17 protein-coding genes are annotated in these 17226 nt (G+C 50.1%); 4 read left to right on the forward strand and 13 right to left on the reverse strand.

What is annotated here, in order from left to right; all coding sequences use genetic code 11:
- Positions 1 to 4: 4 nt before the first annotated feature.
- The 7 genes from AADEFJLK_RS13245 to AADEFJLK_RS13275 all read right to left on the reverse strand — a co-directional run bounded on the left by AADEFJLK_RS13245 (position 5) and on the right by AADEFJLK_RS13275 (position 5703).
- Positions 5 to 1819, reverse strand: coding sequence for a vWA domain-containing protein (locus AADEFJLK_RS13245; protein ID WP_103974604.1), 1815 nt, complete (start codon positions 1817 to 1819; stop codon positions 5 to 7).
- Complete coding sequence (locus AADEFJLK_RS13250) at positions 1816 to 2886, reverse strand: AAA family ATPase (protein WP_103974605.1); 1071 nt, start codon at positions 2884 to 2886, stop codon at positions 1816 to 1818. The genes AADEFJLK_RS13245 and AADEFJLK_RS13250 overlap by 4 nt, the downstream gene beginning before the upstream one ends.
- Before the next feature lie 96 nt (positions 2887 to 2982).
- Complete coding sequence (locus AADEFJLK_RS13255) at positions 2983 to 3234, reverse strand: YkgJ family cysteine cluster protein (protein WP_103974606.1); 252 nt, start codon at positions 3232 to 3234, stop codon at positions 2983 to 2985.
- Between the two features lie 136 nt (positions 3235 to 3370).
- Positions 3371 to 4384, reverse strand: a complete 1014-nt coding sequence (locus AADEFJLK_RS13260) for an NAD(P)H-dependent glycerol-3-phosphate dehydrogenase (RefSeq protein ID WP_088618647.1) — start codon at positions 4382 to 4384, stop codon at positions 3371 to 3373.
- Between the two features lie 5 nt (positions 4385 to 4389).
- Entirely contained in the window at positions 4390 to 4857 is a 468-nt protein-coding gene (gene secB / locus AADEFJLK_RS13265) for a protein-export chaperone SecB (RefSeq protein ID WP_088618646.1), read from the reverse strand.
- Positions 4858 to 4899: 42 nt separating this feature from the next.
- Positions 4900 to 5352, reverse strand: coding sequence for a rhodanese-like domain-containing protein (locus AADEFJLK_RS13270; RefSeq protein ID WP_088618645.1), 453 nt, complete (start codon positions 5350 to 5352; stop codon positions 4900 to 4902).
- Positions 5353 to 5382: 30 nt separating this feature from the next.
- Positions 5383 to 5703, reverse strand: coding sequence for an ArsR/SmtB family transcription factor (locus AADEFJLK_RS13275; protein WP_088618644.1), 321 nt, complete (start codon positions 5701 to 5703; stop codon positions 5383 to 5385).
- A 421-nt stretch (positions 5704 to 6124) separates the two neighbouring features.
- On the opposite strand from AADEFJLK_RS13275, the gene AADEFJLK_RS13280 reads away from it, so the two are divergent.
- Positions 6125 to 7336, forward strand: coding sequence for a murein hydrolase activator EnvC family protein (locus AADEFJLK_RS13280; RefSeq protein WP_103974607.1), 1212 nt, complete (start codon positions 6125 to 6127; stop codon positions 7334 to 7336).
- A gap of 60 nt (positions 7337 to 7396) precedes the next feature.
- Positions 7397 to 8707 (forward strand): S41 family peptidase, encoded by a 1311-nt coding sequence (locus AADEFJLK_RS13285; RefSeq protein WP_088618642.1) that lies wholly within the window; start codon positions 7397 to 7399, stop codon positions 8705 to 8707.
- A gap of 54 nt (positions 8708 to 8761) precedes the next feature.
- Here the strand turns inward: AADEFJLK_RS13285 and AADEFJLK_RS13290 are convergent, their stop codons facing one another.
- Positions 8762 to 9235, reverse strand: a complete 474-nt coding sequence (locus tag AADEFJLK_RS13290; protein WP_088618641.1) for a DciA family protein — start codon at positions 9233 to 9235, stop codon at positions 8762 to 8764.
- A 266-nt stretch (positions 9236 to 9501) separates the two neighbouring features.
- Here AADEFJLK_RS13290 and AADEFJLK_RS13295 point away from each other — a divergent pair, with 266 nt between their 5' ends.
- Both AADEFJLK_RS13295 and mtaB read left to right on the forward strand, forming a co-directional pair.
- The gene (locus AADEFJLK_RS13295) at positions 9502 to 9993 is read left to right on the forward strand and encodes a hypothetical protein (protein ID WP_103974608.1); all 492 of its coding nucleotides are present in this window, start codon (positions 9502 to 9504) and stop codon (positions 9991 to 9993) included.
- Positions 9994 to 10104: 111 nt separating this feature from the next.
- A complete protein-coding gene (mtaB, locus tag AADEFJLK_RS13300) occupies positions 10105 to 11394 on the forward strand; it encodes a tRNA (N(6)-L-threonylcarbamoyladenosine(37)-C(2))-methylthiotransferase MtaB (protein WP_103974609.1) in 1290 nt (429 codons plus the stop codon).
- 67 nt (positions 11395 to 11461) lie between these two features.
- Here mtaB and AADEFJLK_RS13305 read toward each other — a convergent pair whose 3' ends face one another.
- The 5 genes from AADEFJLK_RS13305 to AADEFJLK_RS13325 form a co-directional block, all read right to left on the reverse strand.
- Positions 11462 to 12820, reverse strand: coding sequence for an alginate export family protein (locus AADEFJLK_RS13305; protein ID WP_170065112.1), 1359 nt, complete (start codon positions 12818 to 12820; stop codon positions 11462 to 11464).
- Between the two features lie 26 nt (positions 12821 to 12846).
- Positions 12847 to 14724 (reverse strand): amidohydrolase, encoded by a 1878-nt coding sequence (locus tag AADEFJLK_RS13310; protein WP_103974611.1) that lies wholly within the window; start codon positions 14722 to 14724, stop codon positions 12847 to 12849.
- 171 nt (positions 14725 to 14895) lie between these two features.
- Positions 14896 to 15561 carry a hydrolase gene (locus tag AADEFJLK_RS13315; protein ID WP_088617986.1) on the reverse strand — a complete coding sequence of 222 codons (666 nt, stop codon included), beginning with the start codon at positions 15559 to 15561 and terminating at the stop codon, positions 14896 to 14898.
- A 148-nt stretch (positions 15562 to 15709) separates the two neighbouring features.
- Entirely contained in the window at positions 15710 to 16531 is an 822-nt protein-coding gene (locus tag AADEFJLK_RS13320) for a helix-turn-helix transcriptional regulator (RefSeq protein WP_103974612.1), read from the reverse strand.
- A 110-nt stretch (positions 16532 to 16641) separates the two neighbouring features.
- Positions 16642 to 17220, reverse strand: coding sequence for an antibiotic biosynthesis monooxygenase (locus AADEFJLK_RS13325; RefSeq protein WP_088617988.1), 579 nt, complete (start codon positions 17218 to 17220; stop codon positions 16642 to 16644).
- Between the last annotated feature and the right edge of the window lie 6 nt (positions 17221 to 17226).

The following is a 17226-nucleotide window of genomic DNA, read 5'->3' on the forward strand; positions in this document are numbered from 1 at the left end:
CGGCTTATTTAACCGAAAAAACGTCTCCCCGTGCAGTGAAAGGTAAGCGTTTGCCTTCGGGTAGCAGGTAGGCATGTGAAAAAGAGATGTCCAAATGGTTTTCACAGCCGCCGTCGGTAATGATCAGCACCGGGCCGAGGCGGGGGAAATCGCCTTTGCTGGCCAAGTCGCGCAATGCGTCCACACCCGGTTGTAAAGCCGTGCCGCCGCGCCCTTTGACCATAAACCTGTCCAATAGGCGTTCCGGTTCTATCCAGCCGCTGTCGTAAGCAGCGGCATCACAACAAATCAGGCGCACGGCAAAGACTTCGCGGGCAATGGCGTAACTGGCGATAGCACCTAAAGCCTTGCCTAATAGTTGCGGTTCCATAGAGCCTGACGTGTCCAGCACGACTCCGAACACCCGGCTTTTACGTTGTTCTTCAGGGGGCGGGCAAGTGGACGGGCGCGGGATGGTGGGCGTGGCTGCTTGGCGGCGTGATGGTCTGGCATAACTGCGGCGGTATTCGGGCGCGGGGAAATGGCGGTCGAACCAGTCGGCTAACTGTACGTCCCAAGGGATAGGTGGTTGGTTGAGGGAACGGATGGCTTCGACCAATCCAGCGGGTAGCAAGCCGCGCCCACTGTTCTGGCAACGCTCTAAGCCTTGTGCCAAGGCTCGGCGGCAATAACTTTCCGCATCGGTAAACGCTGGCTGTTGGGTTTCGCCAAAAAAATCACATTGCCCTAGTCCGCGTAGGGTGGCAAGCTTACGCGCCCGGCGGATGTCTTGTGCCAGACGGTCATAAATCTCTTCTGCCGAGCAATTGCTGAATTCTGGATCATATAACATCCCTATAGTCGGCGGCGTACCCAAATTCATCGCCTTGAGCCAGCCGTTAATGACAAAATCGCAAGCGGCATTCCATAGGAAAGCGTCACGTCCGCGTCGGCGTGACGCATGGTTCAGGCCGGCATGAAGGAGTTCATGGGCGAACACGAACAAGGCTTCGTTAGGGCTTAAGCGTACCGCCGCATTCATCCAGATTTTGCGGGCACCGACATCAATCGCCGCGACTTGAATATCGTAACGGCGGCATTCGGCAATGCTTTCTTCCACATCAAAGCCTGCCGCTAATGCGCCTAATAAGGGATGGTGGTCAATCAGGCGGCGCTTGGCTTTTCGTGCGGGGCTGTTAGGATTAGGCCGATTAGTAGTGGTGTTAGCGTTACCTGAGGCGAGTTCCAAAGCCTGTCCGGCTCCTTGGGCAATACCTTCGGCTAGCAGGCTTTGCCAAGTGAATTGGCTAGGCGATCTGTAGTCGGGCTTCTCGTCAAGCCCGCAAAATACCATACGGCCTGCACCGCAATAATTATCCCGAAAGCTGAGGGTTTGCGGATGAGTTTTTTCTACACATAAGATCCGAAATAAGGTTTCTTCGCCGCCTGCGGGGATGGTCGGTAAAGGCACATTGAAGGCTTCGGGGAGGCGGCCAATTTTTAGGTCATCGCAAAAGCGGTTCGCTACCAAGAGTGCGGCCAATTCCCAAATGGCTTGCGGGTCGCGCCGCCGTACCACGCTAAAACCGAGGCATACGGCGGCGATGGCGATAAGCCGCGCCCATTCTTCCGGTGCGGCACGGCGTTTGGGGTGTAGGTAAATATGGCCGTTTGGCGAGAGGGCCAGCCAGCCTGTTTCTGCCACAAATTGGTGGCGCATATCGATGCCGATGCAAAGATGCCGCACCAACGGTATCAGCACCGGGCAATTGCGGATAGTGCCGATAGCGGTTTCCCGTGCGGTTTTTGCACTATCCGCGGGGTCTGGTTTTTTGCTCATGGCTTAAATTTGTCCCGCGCCGCCAAACGCGGCAAATCACGGGCGACTTCCACCAAAAACCAAGCAGGCAGGCGGTTGCCTTCGTCGTCTTCGGCCAACACCGATTGGGCTATTTCCACGCTGATGCGTGCCAGTTCGCGTAACCTGTCTTTGGCGCGTACAGCCAATTGCTTATGTTCGCTACGCACCGAGGCCTCGTCATCAGGAAGTTCTTTGCGTAGTAAGCCCCGAAATGATTGTGCCAAAAAATATAAGACATCGCGGTCAGCCGGTTCGGCAGGCCACTGGGCATCGCCTTTGAGAATGCTATGGAGGGTGTGCTTTTGGCGGATTTGTTTGACAAAGCCCTTAAAATGGCCGGCATGGGCCGGGCTAAGCAGCCCAAAAGCTAAGGCTTCCAACATGATGTCATCTAGGTTGTCGCCAAAGGAATGTAAGGCATCCGAGAGTATATGCCAGCTGCGCGGTGTCGAAAACGGCTCTTCATGTTTGGGGGGTTCATTCCATAAATGATCGGGGCGCAAGCGGATGTAGTCCAGCACCCACGCGTGGATGCCGCCTTCGGCCACCGCCCAATCCAACCATTGCCGATGGTCGGCCCGCAAATGGATATGGGCAAGGCGGTTGATAAGGGCGGATGGCATGGGTTTGACAATAGCGGCATCTTTGGCGCGGTTACCCGCGCCAATAACAATGGTATCGGCAGGTAAATGATATTCCCCCACTCGCCTGTCCAAAATCAAGGAGTAGAAGGCTTTTTGGATTTCATGACTGGAGGCGTTGAGCTCATCTAAGAATAGGACAAAAGCTTCTTGGCGCACGATGTTGGCGGGCGGGAAAAAGCGCGAACAATTGCCGTCGATTTGCGGGACACCCAGCAGATCCTCCGGTGCCAATTGGCTGCCTAATAAAGAGACGCATTCCATGCCTACGGTATCGGCAAACTTGCGTATTAACGCGCTTTTGCCGATACCGGGTGCACCCCAAAGAAACACAGGACGGGTTACGGCGACATTGAGCAGAAAATCAAAGGCTTGGGAGGGCGTAAGCTGGATGGCTGAGTGCATTAGCAATGGTAAGGGGAGGTTTGACGTGGAATAATGAGTCGTTAGATTGCTAAAAAGTTTAAAAAATAAAATTTATTGTAAAGATTTAGCGTCATCCTAGCCCGTCAACCGCTCCCACTCCGCCAATATCGCCAAAGCCTCCGCATCGGTACTGCCGCAGGCATCCTCAGTAGGTTGAAAACCGCTACAGACAGCCGGGCGACTGGGGTGCAGGAAAATAGTGCATTTATTGCCCGCATCCAGATGCAGGCACCGTACCCCGGCGGGTTTGCCGTTGGGGTGTAAGGGCAGGGCGGAGGAAATGGAGGGGGCTATGCAGCACGCGCCGCAGCCGATCCGGCATTGCATGGAATGGCCTCGCTTAGGAATGGGTAGGAAATAATTCAGACAAACTAAAGGACACTGGTCTTGGAGCGCGGGCATCTTGCCCGCAAGGAGCGGGCAAGATGCCCGCGCTCCAAAGAGAAAACCGCCTTAGCCGTGCTCAGGTGGGCGAATCCGGCGATTCGGCTTTGACTTCCCGCGACAGCAGGTTTTCGACAGCGGCCTGTGGCGCAAGGCCTTCGTATAGCACTTTGTAGGTCTGTTCAGTGATGGGCATGTCGATACCGTATTTTTGCGCCAACAAATAGGTTTGTTTGGCGGCAGAAACGCCTTCGATTTCTTGGCCGATTTCTTCAATGGCTTGCGCGCGATTTTTGCCGCGCCCTAAGGCCAAGCCAAAGCGGCGGTTTCGGGATTGGTCGTCGGTGCAGGTCAGCACCAAATCGCCTAAGCCTGCCAAACCCATCAGGGTTTCCGGTTTACCGCCCAGTTGGATGCCTAAGCGCATAATTTCGGTCAGGCCACGGGTGATTAAGGCTGAGCGGGTATTGGCGCCGAAGCCTAGGCCGTCAGCAATCCCGGCGGCAATCGCTAAGACATTTTTGACTGCGCCACCGACTTCCACGCCGATCAGATCGGAACTGGTGTAAGTGCGGAAACGCCCGCTGTGGAAAATCTCCGCCAGTTGGTTGGCAAAATCGGTTTGCAAGGAGGCGATGGTGATGGCGGTGGGCAAGTCGGCGGCAACTTCGGCGGCAAATGATGGGCCGGAAATGATGGCCGCTGGGGTGTCGGGGGAAAAGATGGCCGCGACGGTTTCATGTAATAAGGCGCCGTTGTCGGCATTAAAGCCTTTGGTTGCCCAGGCGATTTTGACATCGGCAGGCAGATGGGGCTTGAGCGCGAGGAGCGTGGCTTTAAAGGCATGGCTAGGCACGCAGACCATCAGGACATTGCCAAAACTGCCGACTTCGGGCAGATGGGCAGTCACGGTCAGCAGAGCCGGAAAATCGATGTTGGGCAGGTAGCGGTGGTTTTGCCGCGTTTGGGCTAATGCCGCGACATGCGCGGCATTATGCCCCCATAGTAGGGTTTGGCAGCCATTTCTGGCGGCGAGGATAGCGAGGGCGGTCCCCCACGACCCGGCCCCCAGAATGGCGATGCGGTTATCCATTAAGCTTAGTTCAATGTGCCTGTGCCGGGGGCTTGTTGCATTTGTTGCACATGTTGTGCATATAAGGCATCGAAGTTGACGGGAGCCAGTAACAGTTGCGGGAAGCCGCCACGGGTGACCAGATCAGAAATGGCTTCTCTGGCATAAGGGAACAGGATATTGGGGCAGAAGCTGCCCATCATAGGGCCCATTTCTTGGTCGTTGAAGCCGCCTAAGGCGAAAATGCCCGCTTGGTTGACTTCGACCAGATACGCAGTGACATCGCCGCATTTGACGGTGATGGTGACTTTTAAGGACACTTCAAACAGGTTAGGTTCTAAGTTATTGACATTGGTCGCCAAGTTGAAATCAACAGCGGGTTCCCATTTGGCGGTGAAGACGGCAGGGGTATTAGGGGTTTCAAAAGACAGGTCTTTTGTGTAAATTTTTTGGATAGAAAATTGTTTTTCTACGTTGTTAGTGTCTTCGGCCATAATTCAAGTTGGTTGTGGTTGAGTGATAAAAGGAGGGGATGATTAAGCTTTCTTCTTATTTTTGCTGATTTTCACCGGCAATTTGTAGTCGTTTTCCCACGCTGCCATACCGCCGGTGATGACAAACACTTGTTCAAAACCGGCTTTAGTAAGCATTTTTGCGGCGGTGGCGGAACGGGTGCCCGTTTGGCAGGCGACCAGCAACGGGGTTTTTTTGTAGGTTTCTAAGCCGGGCAGGTAGTCCACGAATTTGCTTAGGGGCGTGTTTTTGGCATCTTCGATGTGGCTTTCGGTAAATTCTAAAGGTTCGCGCACGTCAATAATGACGACTTGCTCATTGTTCATTTTGGCGACGGCCAGCAAGGGTGACAGGGCGGCGAATTTTTTAAAGGCGGTATCGAACAGCTCTTGGATCAACAAATAAGTCACTACCGCTAAGGCTAGCGATAAAATATAGTGGTTGAGGGCGAATTCTAGGTAACGGTTATAGTCCATGGGGTTTGGCTTGGTCAGGTGTTAAGGTGGTCAATGGGGCTTAGCGGAGCAAAATACATCCCGCATCATGTCGATAAGCTGGCTCATGCGCGGATCGTCGATATAATAATAGACGCGGTTGGCCTCTTTTTTTGAGCCCAAGATGTTTTTTTCTCTAAGTATCGACAAATGTTGGGAAATGTTGCTTTGGCTAGTGCCTACTTGCTCGACAATATCTTGAACGCTGATGGAGTCTTTCCCCAAAATGCACAAGATTTTCAGCCGTAAAGGGTGGGACATGGCTTTTAGGCAACGCGCCGCTTTGATGATGTCGTTTTCATCGTATAAAATGGGGTCTGTATTTGTGTCCATACTGTTAGTTCAAGGTCGGGGAAGATGATTTCCGTTTAGAAAAGAAGTCATTGGCAAGCCTCATACGGGATTAATATTATCCAAAGGCCCGCAAGGTGTATTAATATAGCAATTACTTGATCATGTTGCCTGTGATTGTCTGGCGACAGCGTCTGAATCAATTACAATATCCGTCAATACACAAAATGATACCTTACTTTTTTACATTATGGGTAACGGATAATGTCAGAGTTTTTGTCTGGGGTGAGATTTTTTCACAATTACCGATTTTTAGCGTCAGGAGATAAATAAACTATGTTGAACCGACCGCAGCCTTTAGCGTTACGGATTCTGGCGGCAGTAGAGGCGGTTGCCCGTGCTTTGCCACGGATTATGGCGGCAGTGGCTGACCAATCTTTACTTAAGGCAGCATAAGCGGAGAATGGCAAACAAACGGCTCTTAGGTCTGCTGCTTTGCGTTTGTGTGCGGCAGGCAGCGGCGCTCGAAGGTGATGGCCTGCAAGCTAGCGAAGCGGAATCGGGGCAAGCGCTTGAAGCCGAAATGCTGCCGGACGCTGACGTGGCGGCGGGGAGTAATACCGCTACTGTGCCGTTACCCCAAGATAATCTGGAACAATTGTTGGCGGATGTCGAAAAGCGTTATGGGGAGATTGCGGCGGCGCTGCATTCCCTTTATAAGCAGATTGAGCAAAAACGCCAAAATATAGAGAAAATCGAGCTGGAGATAGCCGTCTGCCAACGGGCTATCGCCAAAGAGCGCAAAGATTTGGCAGGGCAGGTCAAAGCCGCTTATGAAATGGGTGAGCAGGAAGAATTAAAATTGTTGCTCAATCAGCAAGATCCCGCCTTGTCCAGCCGAATGATGATATATTACAGCTACATCAATAAGGCGCGGATGGCAAAAATTGCCCAATTAGAAAAATCCATCGCTGATTTGGAGCAATTAGACCAGCAAAAACAAACTGAAACCCAGCAATTGGAGTTGGATTTACGGCAAAAGCAAGCGCAGCAAGCCGCGCTGAATACGGTCAGGCAACAGCGCAAAACGTTATTGGCGGATATTGCCGCGACGTCTTATGAAGAGCAGCTCCGTTATCAGGCCGAAAGCGAGCAAAAGTTGCGCGGCTTGATTGCCTCGTTACCTCAAGAATTGGGCATTAAGGCAGCCCTTGCCGAGAATGCCCCCCCTGTTGCAGCCGATGCGGGGGAAAGCACCTCCCCAAGCGCCGACTTTACCGAACCGCTAGGTGACTTTACCGATTTTAAAGGTAAATTGTCTTGGCCTGTGCAAGGTCGGGTGGTGCGTAACGCCGGTCATGTCGGTGTGGAAGGCGGGGTGTTGATCGAGGCGAAAGAAGGTGTGGATGTCCGTGCCGTTGCGGCGGGCAAGGTCACGTTTGCCGATTGGTTGCGCAGTTATGGTTACTTGGTGATTATCGACCACGGCGGTGGCTATATGACCTTGTACGCCTTCAATCAGAGCCTTTACAAGCAGGTTAACGATACGGTAAAACCGGGTGATGTGATCGCCAGTGTCGGACAAAGTGGTGGACGTAGCCAGCCTGGTTTGTATTTTGGCATACGCAAAAATGCTATGCCGATTGATCCATTGGTATGGTGTCAAAGCTATTAGCAGCAAATAATCGCTCATTCATGAGAATAGACAATTAGAGGATTTGGAGTTTTAAGACACATGCTAAAAAAGAAAAATATATTGATCTTGTCGTTGGGTGTGATATTGGGTGTGGCTGTCGGTAACTGTGGCAGTGTCTTAGCCGATAAGGATAACCAGCCGGTATCCGACACCTTGCCGTTTGAGGATTTACGGACGTTTACGGAGATTTTCGGGCGTATCAAACGCGATTATGTCGAACCCGTATCCGATAAGAAATTGCTCGAAGATGCCATTCGGGGCATGTTAAGCGGCCTTGATCCGCATTCCGCTTATTTGGTGGCCGATGAATACCAAGAGCTGAAAGAAGGCACGACCGGACAGTTCGGCGGCTTGGGCATTGAAGTCACGATGGAAAATGGCTTTATCAAAGTCGTTTCGCCAATTGATGATACGCCTGCCCAAAAAGCCGGCTTAAAAGCGGGCGATTTGATCGTTAAGCTGGATGATAAACCCGTTAAGGGCATGTCCTTGGCGGATGCGGTCAAAACCATGCGCGGCGAGCCTGGCAGTAAGATTTTACTGACGGTGGTACGCGAAGGTGCAGAAACGCCGCTGAAGTTTTCGATAGCGCGTGACATCATCAAAGTGAAAAGCGTCAAAAACCGTTTGTTGGAAAAAGGCTATGGTTATGTGCGCATCAGCAGCTTCCAATCAGGCACGGGCGATAACCTGACCGAATCGTTGGCGGCGTTAAAGAAAGAAAACGGCGGCAACCTGAAAGGTCTGGTGCTGGATTTGCGCAATAACCCAGGTGGTGTGTTGGATGCGGCGGTAAAAGTCAGTGACGCATTTTTGACTAGCGGCCTGATCGTTTATACCGAAGGCCGTATTGAAAATTCCGAAATGCGCTTTAGTGCCGCCCCTGACGATTTGATTGACGGTGCGCCTATTGTGGTGTTGATTAACTCCGGTTCCGCCTCAGCTTCGGAAATTGTCGCAGGTGCTTTGCAAGACCAAAAACGCGCCATTATTATGGGCGAGAAATCGTTTGGTAAAGGTTCGGTGCAAACTATCTTGCCGACCACCAATGGTGCGGCGATTAAGCTGACCACGGCACGCTATTTCACGCCGTCTGGACGCTCCATCCAAGCCGAAGGTATTGAACCTGATATTGCCTTGGCGCGGGTTAAGCTGGAAACGCTCGACAAGTCGGATTTTACCCCCGTTAAAGAAGCGGATTTGTCAGGGCATTTGCAAAATAACAAAGGCAAGGCGGCGGGTGCGGCGGCAACTGATGATAAGGCCAAAGACGATTTGGAAGTGAAAGATTACGCCTTATCCGAAGCACTGAACCTGCTCAAAGGCATCAGTATTATGAAGACTAAGTAATTCGCCTTAAGAAGCCTTTCAGGTTATTGAAGCCTGAAAGGCTATAAGCCCACCTTAACTGCGTTCAGCACGCTTTTTTAAGGTGGCGTTGAGGCGTTGTAAGGCTTGTTGTAAAGTAGGGTCACTGATGCTGGCGCTTTGTTTTTGCATCAGGTCTATGGTGTCGGCAGAAGGGATGTTGACGTGTGGCTTTTTGCCGCCTTGTTGGCTAGTTGCCCCAGTGGTTTCGGTCATCACTTTAATATTTACTTTCTGTACGGCTGGGCTAGGGGGGGCGGCGGCACTGACCATTGCCGCTAACAAGGTCTGGTTGTAAAAACGTAACTGCGATGCCCAAATTGCCGAATCGGTATATACCAGCAGAGTGTTATTGCTGGCCAGACAATGGCAAACATGTTTTGCCAGATTTTCGGGTAAACTTTGCCGGACGTGTTGCAATAGCCGCCGTTGCTGTTCGATTTGGCCGAGATAATAGCCAAACATACGGTTTTGATAGGCAAGCGGAATGTGGAATGCGGTTTTAGCCATAAATTACTCCATCCTAAAGCGTTAGGTATCTATAAAATAAGCTGATGCTGCTATTTGCCGTGCTGAGAGGGCCTATTCCCTTGTCTAAAGTCTCTTATTTTGTTGCCATTGTTGACGCTTATAATAAAATTGTCAATTAATTCAGTTTTTTATAGGGTTTAGGCGGCATCTGGCACTGTGGCAAGCTGGGCTAAACCAAGCTGGTGACTGGCAAGGCCTGCCCAAACACTATTTTTTACGTTCTCTTTATTGAAAAAGGTTAGTCCATGAATTATAAACTTATTCTCCCTATCGTCGCTTATTTGGCTGTGGTGGGTTGCGCGACTACGCCCGACCCGTGGGCGATGGTGCCCAGCCAAAATGTTGGCTTATGGCAATCCTTAGGGGTTAGCCCGGCGGTGGCGATGGGTTATACAACCAACGGCTTTGAGCCAGCCGATGCGAAGCCTTGGATACAGGCAGGCATTGATGACCCTAAACAGGCGTCGTTATGGCATCGCGGTGGGGTTACCCCGACCGAAGCCAGTAAATGGTTGGCGATGGGGGTGTCCCCAGAAATGGCGATCAGCTATGCAACCAATGGCTTTGATCCCGCAGACGCTAAACCTTGGATACAGGCGGGTATTGATGATCCCGACCAAGTTATGCTGTGGAGCCGGGAGGGCTTTAACCCCAGCCAAGCCAAGAAATGGCTGGCAAAAGGCTTCAGCGTCGAACAAGCCTTGGATTATAAGAGAAAAGGCCTTACCGTCGAATAGCTTAGCGTAGAGGCCGTCATGTTACGGCTTTGGCAAGCACACCTGAAGGGATAATGTCCTGTCTAGGGACATTATCCCTTCACCGTTTTTACCCGTTTTTATATCCCCCACATGCTAGTACATCTTAAAACGCTGGGCTGCCGCCTGAATGAGGCGGAACTGGAAACATGGGCGCAGGCCTTCCAAAAATCCGGCCATCAAATCACCCGCCAAGCCGAAGCCGCCAATTTGGTAGTGATTAATTCCTGTGCCGTCACCCAGGATGCGGCGCGGAAATCACGCAATCTGATACGGCGCATCCACCGCGACAATCCGCAAGCCAAGCTGGTGGTCAGCGGCTGTTATGCGACCCTAAATCCTGATGAGGCCGCCGCCTTGATGGGCGTTGATCTGGTGGTCAGTAACAAGGATAAAGACCAATTGGTCACGAAGGCTTTGACGGAATTGGCGATGGAAACTATGCCCGCCATGTCGACCGAACCCGGAGAAATCTCCCTGTTCACCCGGGGCCGCCAACGCGCTTTTGTTAAAGTGCAAGACGGTTGCCGTTACCGCTGCACTTTTTGTATCGTCACCGTCGCCAGAGGTGAAGAATCCAGCCGTACCATTAGTGATGTAGTGGCGGAAATTAATGTCCTCCATGCCCAAGGCATTACCGAGGTGATCCTGACTGGAGTGCATTTAGGCGGCTATGGCAGTGATTTAGGGCTTAATTTGGTGGCCTTGCTTAAAGCCATACTGGCCGAAACTGCTATTCCCCGCTTGCGTCTGGGGTCGTTAGAGCCTTGGGAATTTGATGAGGAGTTCTTCGGGCTATTCCAAAATCCGCGCCTGATGCCGCATTTACATTTGCCGCTGCAAAGCGGTTCCGACAGCGTCTTAAGGCGTATGGCCCGGCGCTGTAAAACCGCAGAGTTTGCCGAGATCGTCGGACAATTACGCGCCCAAGTGCCGCATTTTAATGTCACCACCGATATTATCGTCGGCTTCCCCGGCGAGACCGAACAGGAATGGCAAGACAGCATCGATTTTATCCGGCAATTGGGCTTTGGCCATATCCACATCTTTACCTATTCTAAACGCGAAGGCACCAAAGCCGCCACTTTGCCACATCAGGTCGCTAATGAGGTCAAAAAACAGCGTAGCCAACAATTGCATGGTTTGGCAGAAGAGCTGAAACAAGCTTTTTGGCGGGCTAATTTGGGTGAAGTATTTCCGGTGTTATGGGAAGCGTACAGCGAACCTGTTGATGCCGAACGGCAACGGGTTTTTGGCTATACGCCGAATTATTTGCGGGTCGGCTGCGTGATAAGCAATAGCGATTCTTTGGAAAATACCACGGGTGATGCCCGTTTGACTGGGCTTAGCGGGCAGTATGTGCTGGCTGATTATGTTGATTAAGAAAGGGGGGATTCATCTGCTGACGCTGGCAAATATTTCGGGTTTTTGGCATTAAAAACACGTTTGCTTAGAATGCTACGTTCACCTGACTTCTAAGGTAATCAGTATCATGTCCACCCGCTTCGGTAATCACTTGTCCGGCAAAAAAATGGCTGTAACTAAAACCGAGTGAAACGTATTTGTTGATTTCCCAATCGACATTTCCAGAAAAGGCGTGGGTAACAAATTGCCCGTTAACGCCTAAAGTTTGTGGCAGGGGATTAAGTCCGCGCACATACACAGCATCATTTTTTGACAGCCGCCAATAAAAATTCCAATCAACGGACACGCGGACGTTTGTTAACGGTTGTATGGCGAGATTAGGCATTATGTTAAAGAAATTCTGGGGAGCTAGCATAGCCGCTTCCTCAAAATAGGATAGATTGGGATATAAAGGGTTAAAGGTATTTAGCTGCTTATCTTTGGCATTATCATCGCCGCTAGCGATGTTAGCGCTTAAACCTAGGCGCGGCCGCCATTTTAGGCTGTTAAAAGTATAACCTGTGAGTGAGGCGAGAGTCCAGGCATTGATGGTCAACGATCCGTAGCGGCCTGTTTGATAAATGCCTTCGTGATTCCAATCCCAGCCTGACTGCTTACCGAACATCCGGGTGCCGAACGAATGCCTTGTTTCATCGGCCATCATAGCTTGATATTTGGCTGCTTGGCGTTGTAAGCCTATATAGTAAAATTCTGCTTTAGTCGGTTTAAAAGCCCATTTGCTGTTCAGCCCCCACAGTTTTTCTTGTGTATTGCCCTGATCATCGAAACTTGCCGGCTTTACTTCAACCTCTTCAAAACCAAACGCTTCCACGTCCAGATAAGTATTTTTTAAGCGGACATGTACGCCATCAAACGCCCGGCGGACATTCTGGCCTTCGCGTACGCTGATGAGGCGTGACGAACCCAAAGCAAACTCCTGTCTGCCGACACGGGCAGTCACCGTTTGAAAATGCAGGTCAACAAAACCTTGTTGCAAATCCGCGCTGTTGTTATCCAGTGATCCTTTATTAAGGCCGACAGTATCCGACAAATAACTGCTTAGCTGGATAAACGCCCTAACCTGTTCGGAGACGTGTAAATCGGCATGGACTAAAAAGCGATGCAGAAATACTTGGCCATCATTGTGCGGTTTCAAGCCAAATAAATCGTTGTTGTAGCTATTCAGGCGTTCCCGAAAATTGCCGCCTAATGATAAATAAACATCATCCCGGTCAGACAACAACGGCAGATATTTGAAGTTGTCATAAACATTTTTTCGGGGTTGCTTGGCGAGATATTGATAGTTTTCTTGCCAGCGGTTGCTATTAAATGCGGGTTCGGATTCTTGTGCCGAACCCGCCGGGCTAAGCAGCAATGAGGCAAGAAGCAGCAGGGCTGGTTTCATTGGCTTTGTATGAGGATTTAGCATGCTTAATAAGCAAAACACCCGCAGCCCATGGCCCATGGGTTTTCAAACTGAGGCTGTTTTTCTGTGCTATCAAGACCTAACCACCGGGAGAGTTTGCCGTCATGCCCCTTATGGTTACCATGAACGGCACAGGAAGATGCTATGCAGGCATTTGCGTGCAGGGCATAATGTGTTTCCGGCGATTGATAACCGCCAAAATGGTGTACAGGTGACCAATCGGGGCTGATAGGGGGGAGGGGGGCATCAAACTGACTAAACGCATCGGCAGCATAGACAATCTTACCGTTTACCATTGTCAGCACCGAGGTCAGGGCTTTGATGGCGGCATCGGGGACGGTCATAAAGTCACTGGAAGTCACCACCAGATCGGCATACATACCAGGCGATAGCGTGCCTTTTACCGTTTCTTCATTCGATTTGTAGGCGCTGCCTGCTGTCCATAACCGTAAGGCTTCTTCGCGTTCCAGACAATTGTTTTCGCTATAGAGCGACAACCCGCCAACCGTTTTGCCTGTTACCAACCAATACAACGAAACCCACGGATTAAAGCTGGCAACACGGGTGGCATCAGTACCGCCGCCAACCGGAATACCCATTTCTAACATTTTACGGATAGGCGGAGACTGTTCAGCGGCCTTTTTACCGTAGCGGTCAACGAAATATTCGCCTTGAAAAGCCATGCGGTGCTGTACGGCAATGCCGCCACCGAGTTTTTTAATGCGTGCCATGTTTTTTTCGCTGACGGTTTCGGCATGGTCGAAAAACCAACGCAAATCATCAAAACGGGTGTCTTGGTTAATTGACTCGAATACGTCCAGTGCCCGCCCTATGGTTTCGTCATAAGTCGCATGTAATCGGAATGGCCAACGGTTTTCCACCAGAAAGCGGACGACATCGCCCAAGTCTTTTTCCATTCTTGCCGCCATATCGGGGCGGGGTTGTAAAAAATCCTCGAAATCGGCGGCAGAAAATGCCAGCATCTCACCCGCACCATTTTGGCGAAAATAACCGTCGCCGCTATAGGGTTTAACGATACCGGCCCATTTTTGAAAATCTGCCAATTCATTGCCCATGTTTTGGGTAAACAAGTTATAAGCGATACGCACGGTCATTTGGCCATCGTCATGCAGTTTTTCGATGACTTGATAGTCTTCCGGGTAATTCTGGAAACCACCGCCCGCATCAATGCAACTGGTTACGCCTAAGCGATTGAGCTCGCGCATAAAATGGCGGGTGGAATTGATTTGGTCGCTTAGCGGTAACTTTGGGCCTTTGGCGAGTGTTGAGTACAAAATCATGGCATTGGGTTCGGCAATCAACATACCCGTGGGATTGCCGTTTGTATCGCGCTGAATTTTGCCGCCGACGGGATCAGGCGTGTCTTTGGTGATGCCTGCGGCACGCAATGCCGCGCCATTCAATAAAGCCCGGTCATAAAGATGTAAGATAAACACCGGGGTGTCAGGCGAAACGGCATTGATTTCTGCCAAAGTCGGCATTCGCCTTTCTTTAAACTGGAATTCGCTCCAGCCGCCGACTACCCGTACCCATTGTGGCGCAGGCGTTCTTGCCGCTTGCAATTGCAGCATCGCCAGCGCGTCGGCGACGCTGCCGACACCTTCCCAACGCAGTTCCATGTTGTAATTCAGGCCACCGCGAATCAAATGCAGATGCGAGTCATTTAAGCCGGGAACAACACGTTTACCCTGCAAGTCAATTGCGAGGGTCAACTCTGTGGCTAAAGCCTGAATATCCAGATCAGATCCTATCGCAATGATTTTTCCTGCGGCTATGGCAAGTGCGGTGACTTCCGGTTGCTGAGCATCCAGCGTGGTGATTTTGCCATTAAATAAAATGGTTTCTGGGCTTGTGAGTTTCATCTGCTAGATACCTCAATGGTTTACGGCTATGTCATTCAATATAAGTGCCTAGCTATTTTTAGGCGTACAAACCGAGGTTTGTACGCCTGTCTGATTTAAACAAATCGGAACATAGGTAGCATGGGTACTTATGTGGCATTCATAAAAGAAAGGTTGCCTTCCCGACGCGCTTTACTTATTGACTTTATGAAGGTATTTCGCACGTTGGCCATAGTCATGCACCATGCTGGCCGCATAGTCGATACCCATGCCATAAGCGCCAAAATGTTCACGCGCAATATCAGTCGTGCCGACATAGGTTTCTGTCCGGCTCCAATCGCGTTGCAGTTCCAGAAGGACTTGCAGTGAGGTAATGGATTCGGCGCCATGTTGTTCGCCCCGTCTAATCGCGGCGTTATGCGCTTCTACAGAAGTGCCGCCGGAAGCATCCGTATTCATAATGACTTCATAGCCTTCGGCAAGTGCGCAGATGGTGGGGAAGATGAGGCAAGCTTCTGTCCATAACGCGGCGATGACCAGTTTTTTACGTCCGGTTTGTTTAACGGCGGCAACAAAAGCTTCATCTTCCCAGCTATTCATGCTGGTGCGCTCAATCGGGTCTTGTTGCAACACATCCATTAATTCCGGCCAGATATAGCCACTGAAAGATTCGGTTTCGACGGCGGTCAAAATAGTCGGAATATTGAACAGCTTAGCCGTTTTTGCCATGGCAATCGTGTTATTTTTGAGTAATTGGCGGTCGATATTGGTCACGCCAAAAGCCATTTGTGGCTGGTGGTCGATAAACAAAAATGCACAATTATCGGGGGTAATCAGTTTTTCGGTTGCTGCGCTCATTGTCTTTTCCTGTGAATTACGGTTAGTAAGTCAGTAACAATTACTGAACTTCATTAAAGCAGGTTGGCTTGCTTGCGTATTGAACAATATTGACTTTATTTAAATAGCTATATATTTCAGTAAATTAAATTTTATTGGCCAAGCGGCATTAAATGATTACAAATTGGCCTGGCGTTACGCCGACTTTTCTTTTAAATACACGGGTCAGGTGGCTCTGATCGGAAAAACCGCATAACATGGCGACATCCGTTAAGGCAATGCCAATTGAAATGAATTTTCTCGCTTGAATGATCCGATACGCTTGCAGATATTCATGGGGGGTAACTCCTAAGCTTTTCTGAAAATTTCTCAACAGTACAAAAGGGTTGGTTTCTGTTATTTCTGAAAGTTCTGTCAGTGAGATATTTTTACCGTAGGAAGTCCGCAAATACTCAATGGCGACCTTGACTTTAGAAGGGGCCAGTTGATAGGGGCAATTCAATGTTCTCGCTGTGACATGCTGAAAAAATTGATTTAAAAATAGGGCCAAGCAAGTTGTTTTTTCGAGGTTGCAATGGCTAGTTTCTATCGTGCCATGCATATAAGCAAATTGATTGCGTAAAGGTAAGTTATCGATAATGGGATTTTTAAAATCCAAAAAACACTTATTTATCTGATAGTGTTGGCATAATTCTTTAAGGCGGGGCGGACTAACTTTAATTTCCCGGCAGGTTGCTCCGTCCGCGCTGATAAAAGCCGATGCTAAAGAAAATATTTGTCCGGCATCGCGCATCACGAGATAATTGGGCGTTTCAAGATAGTTTTGACCATTTTGGTGGCTTTTCCAAACGGCTCCTGAAAAGCCAATAATGACCATTTCATCATGAAAGATTTTTTCTAATAAAACGGGCTTATCAGGCGATATGTCAAACCGTGAAAAATGGCAGCCATCAATTTGCCAGTTTACAATTTTACTGCTAGCTTGTCCCATGTTGGTTAGCCTATGCCGGGTCGTTTAAGGATTGATGAAGTGATTCATTGGTTTATCGTTGTGAAAAGGCCTCACCATTAGGTGGCAAGGTAGGGCGTATGGGACTGCTTTTAGCTTTTAAAAAACCATTTGGCAATCAGCCGGACATAGATCGGCATGATGATGTAAACCACCAAGCCGACAATCACTAAAGCCAATACGCCTTGACGTGTGCCAAATTCACCTAACTGCGGATACTTTACAAACAAAGGTTCCATTGCTGGCGGCACATACATCGTCAAAGGCCAGATCACCGAAGTCGTTACCAGCCACTGTTTCCAACGGCGCGGATGTCTGCCGACCGTCGGCGGGGTGAACCAGTAATCAATGCCGGTTTTTATATCAATCGCCTCTTCACTATCCAAAATAGCGGCGATTTCCTTAATCAAGGCCTTGCGTTCTGGTGATTGCTGCCAGAATTGCAGATCATGAATGCTGGCAAAACGCACCACAATTAGGTATTCATTGTGCCCTTCCGGCGGACGGACGATTTGCACCCCTAAATGTCCGGGAAATGTCGCCGCCTTAGGGACGATTTTCGTTAACCAGTCCTCATATTTTTCGAGTTTGCCTTTGCCTTTTTTCAGCCGATGGCGGATGACAAAAAACACTTGTTCATTGTTGGGCGTGGCTTGAGTTGACGTGTCCATAATGGG

It is taken from the genome of Methylovulum psychrotolerans, from assembly GCF_002923755.1.
In the GTDB taxonomy this organism is placed as follows: Bacteria; Pseudomonadota; Gammaproteobacteria; order Methylococcales; family Methylomonadaceae; genus Methylovulum; species Methylovulum psychrotolerans.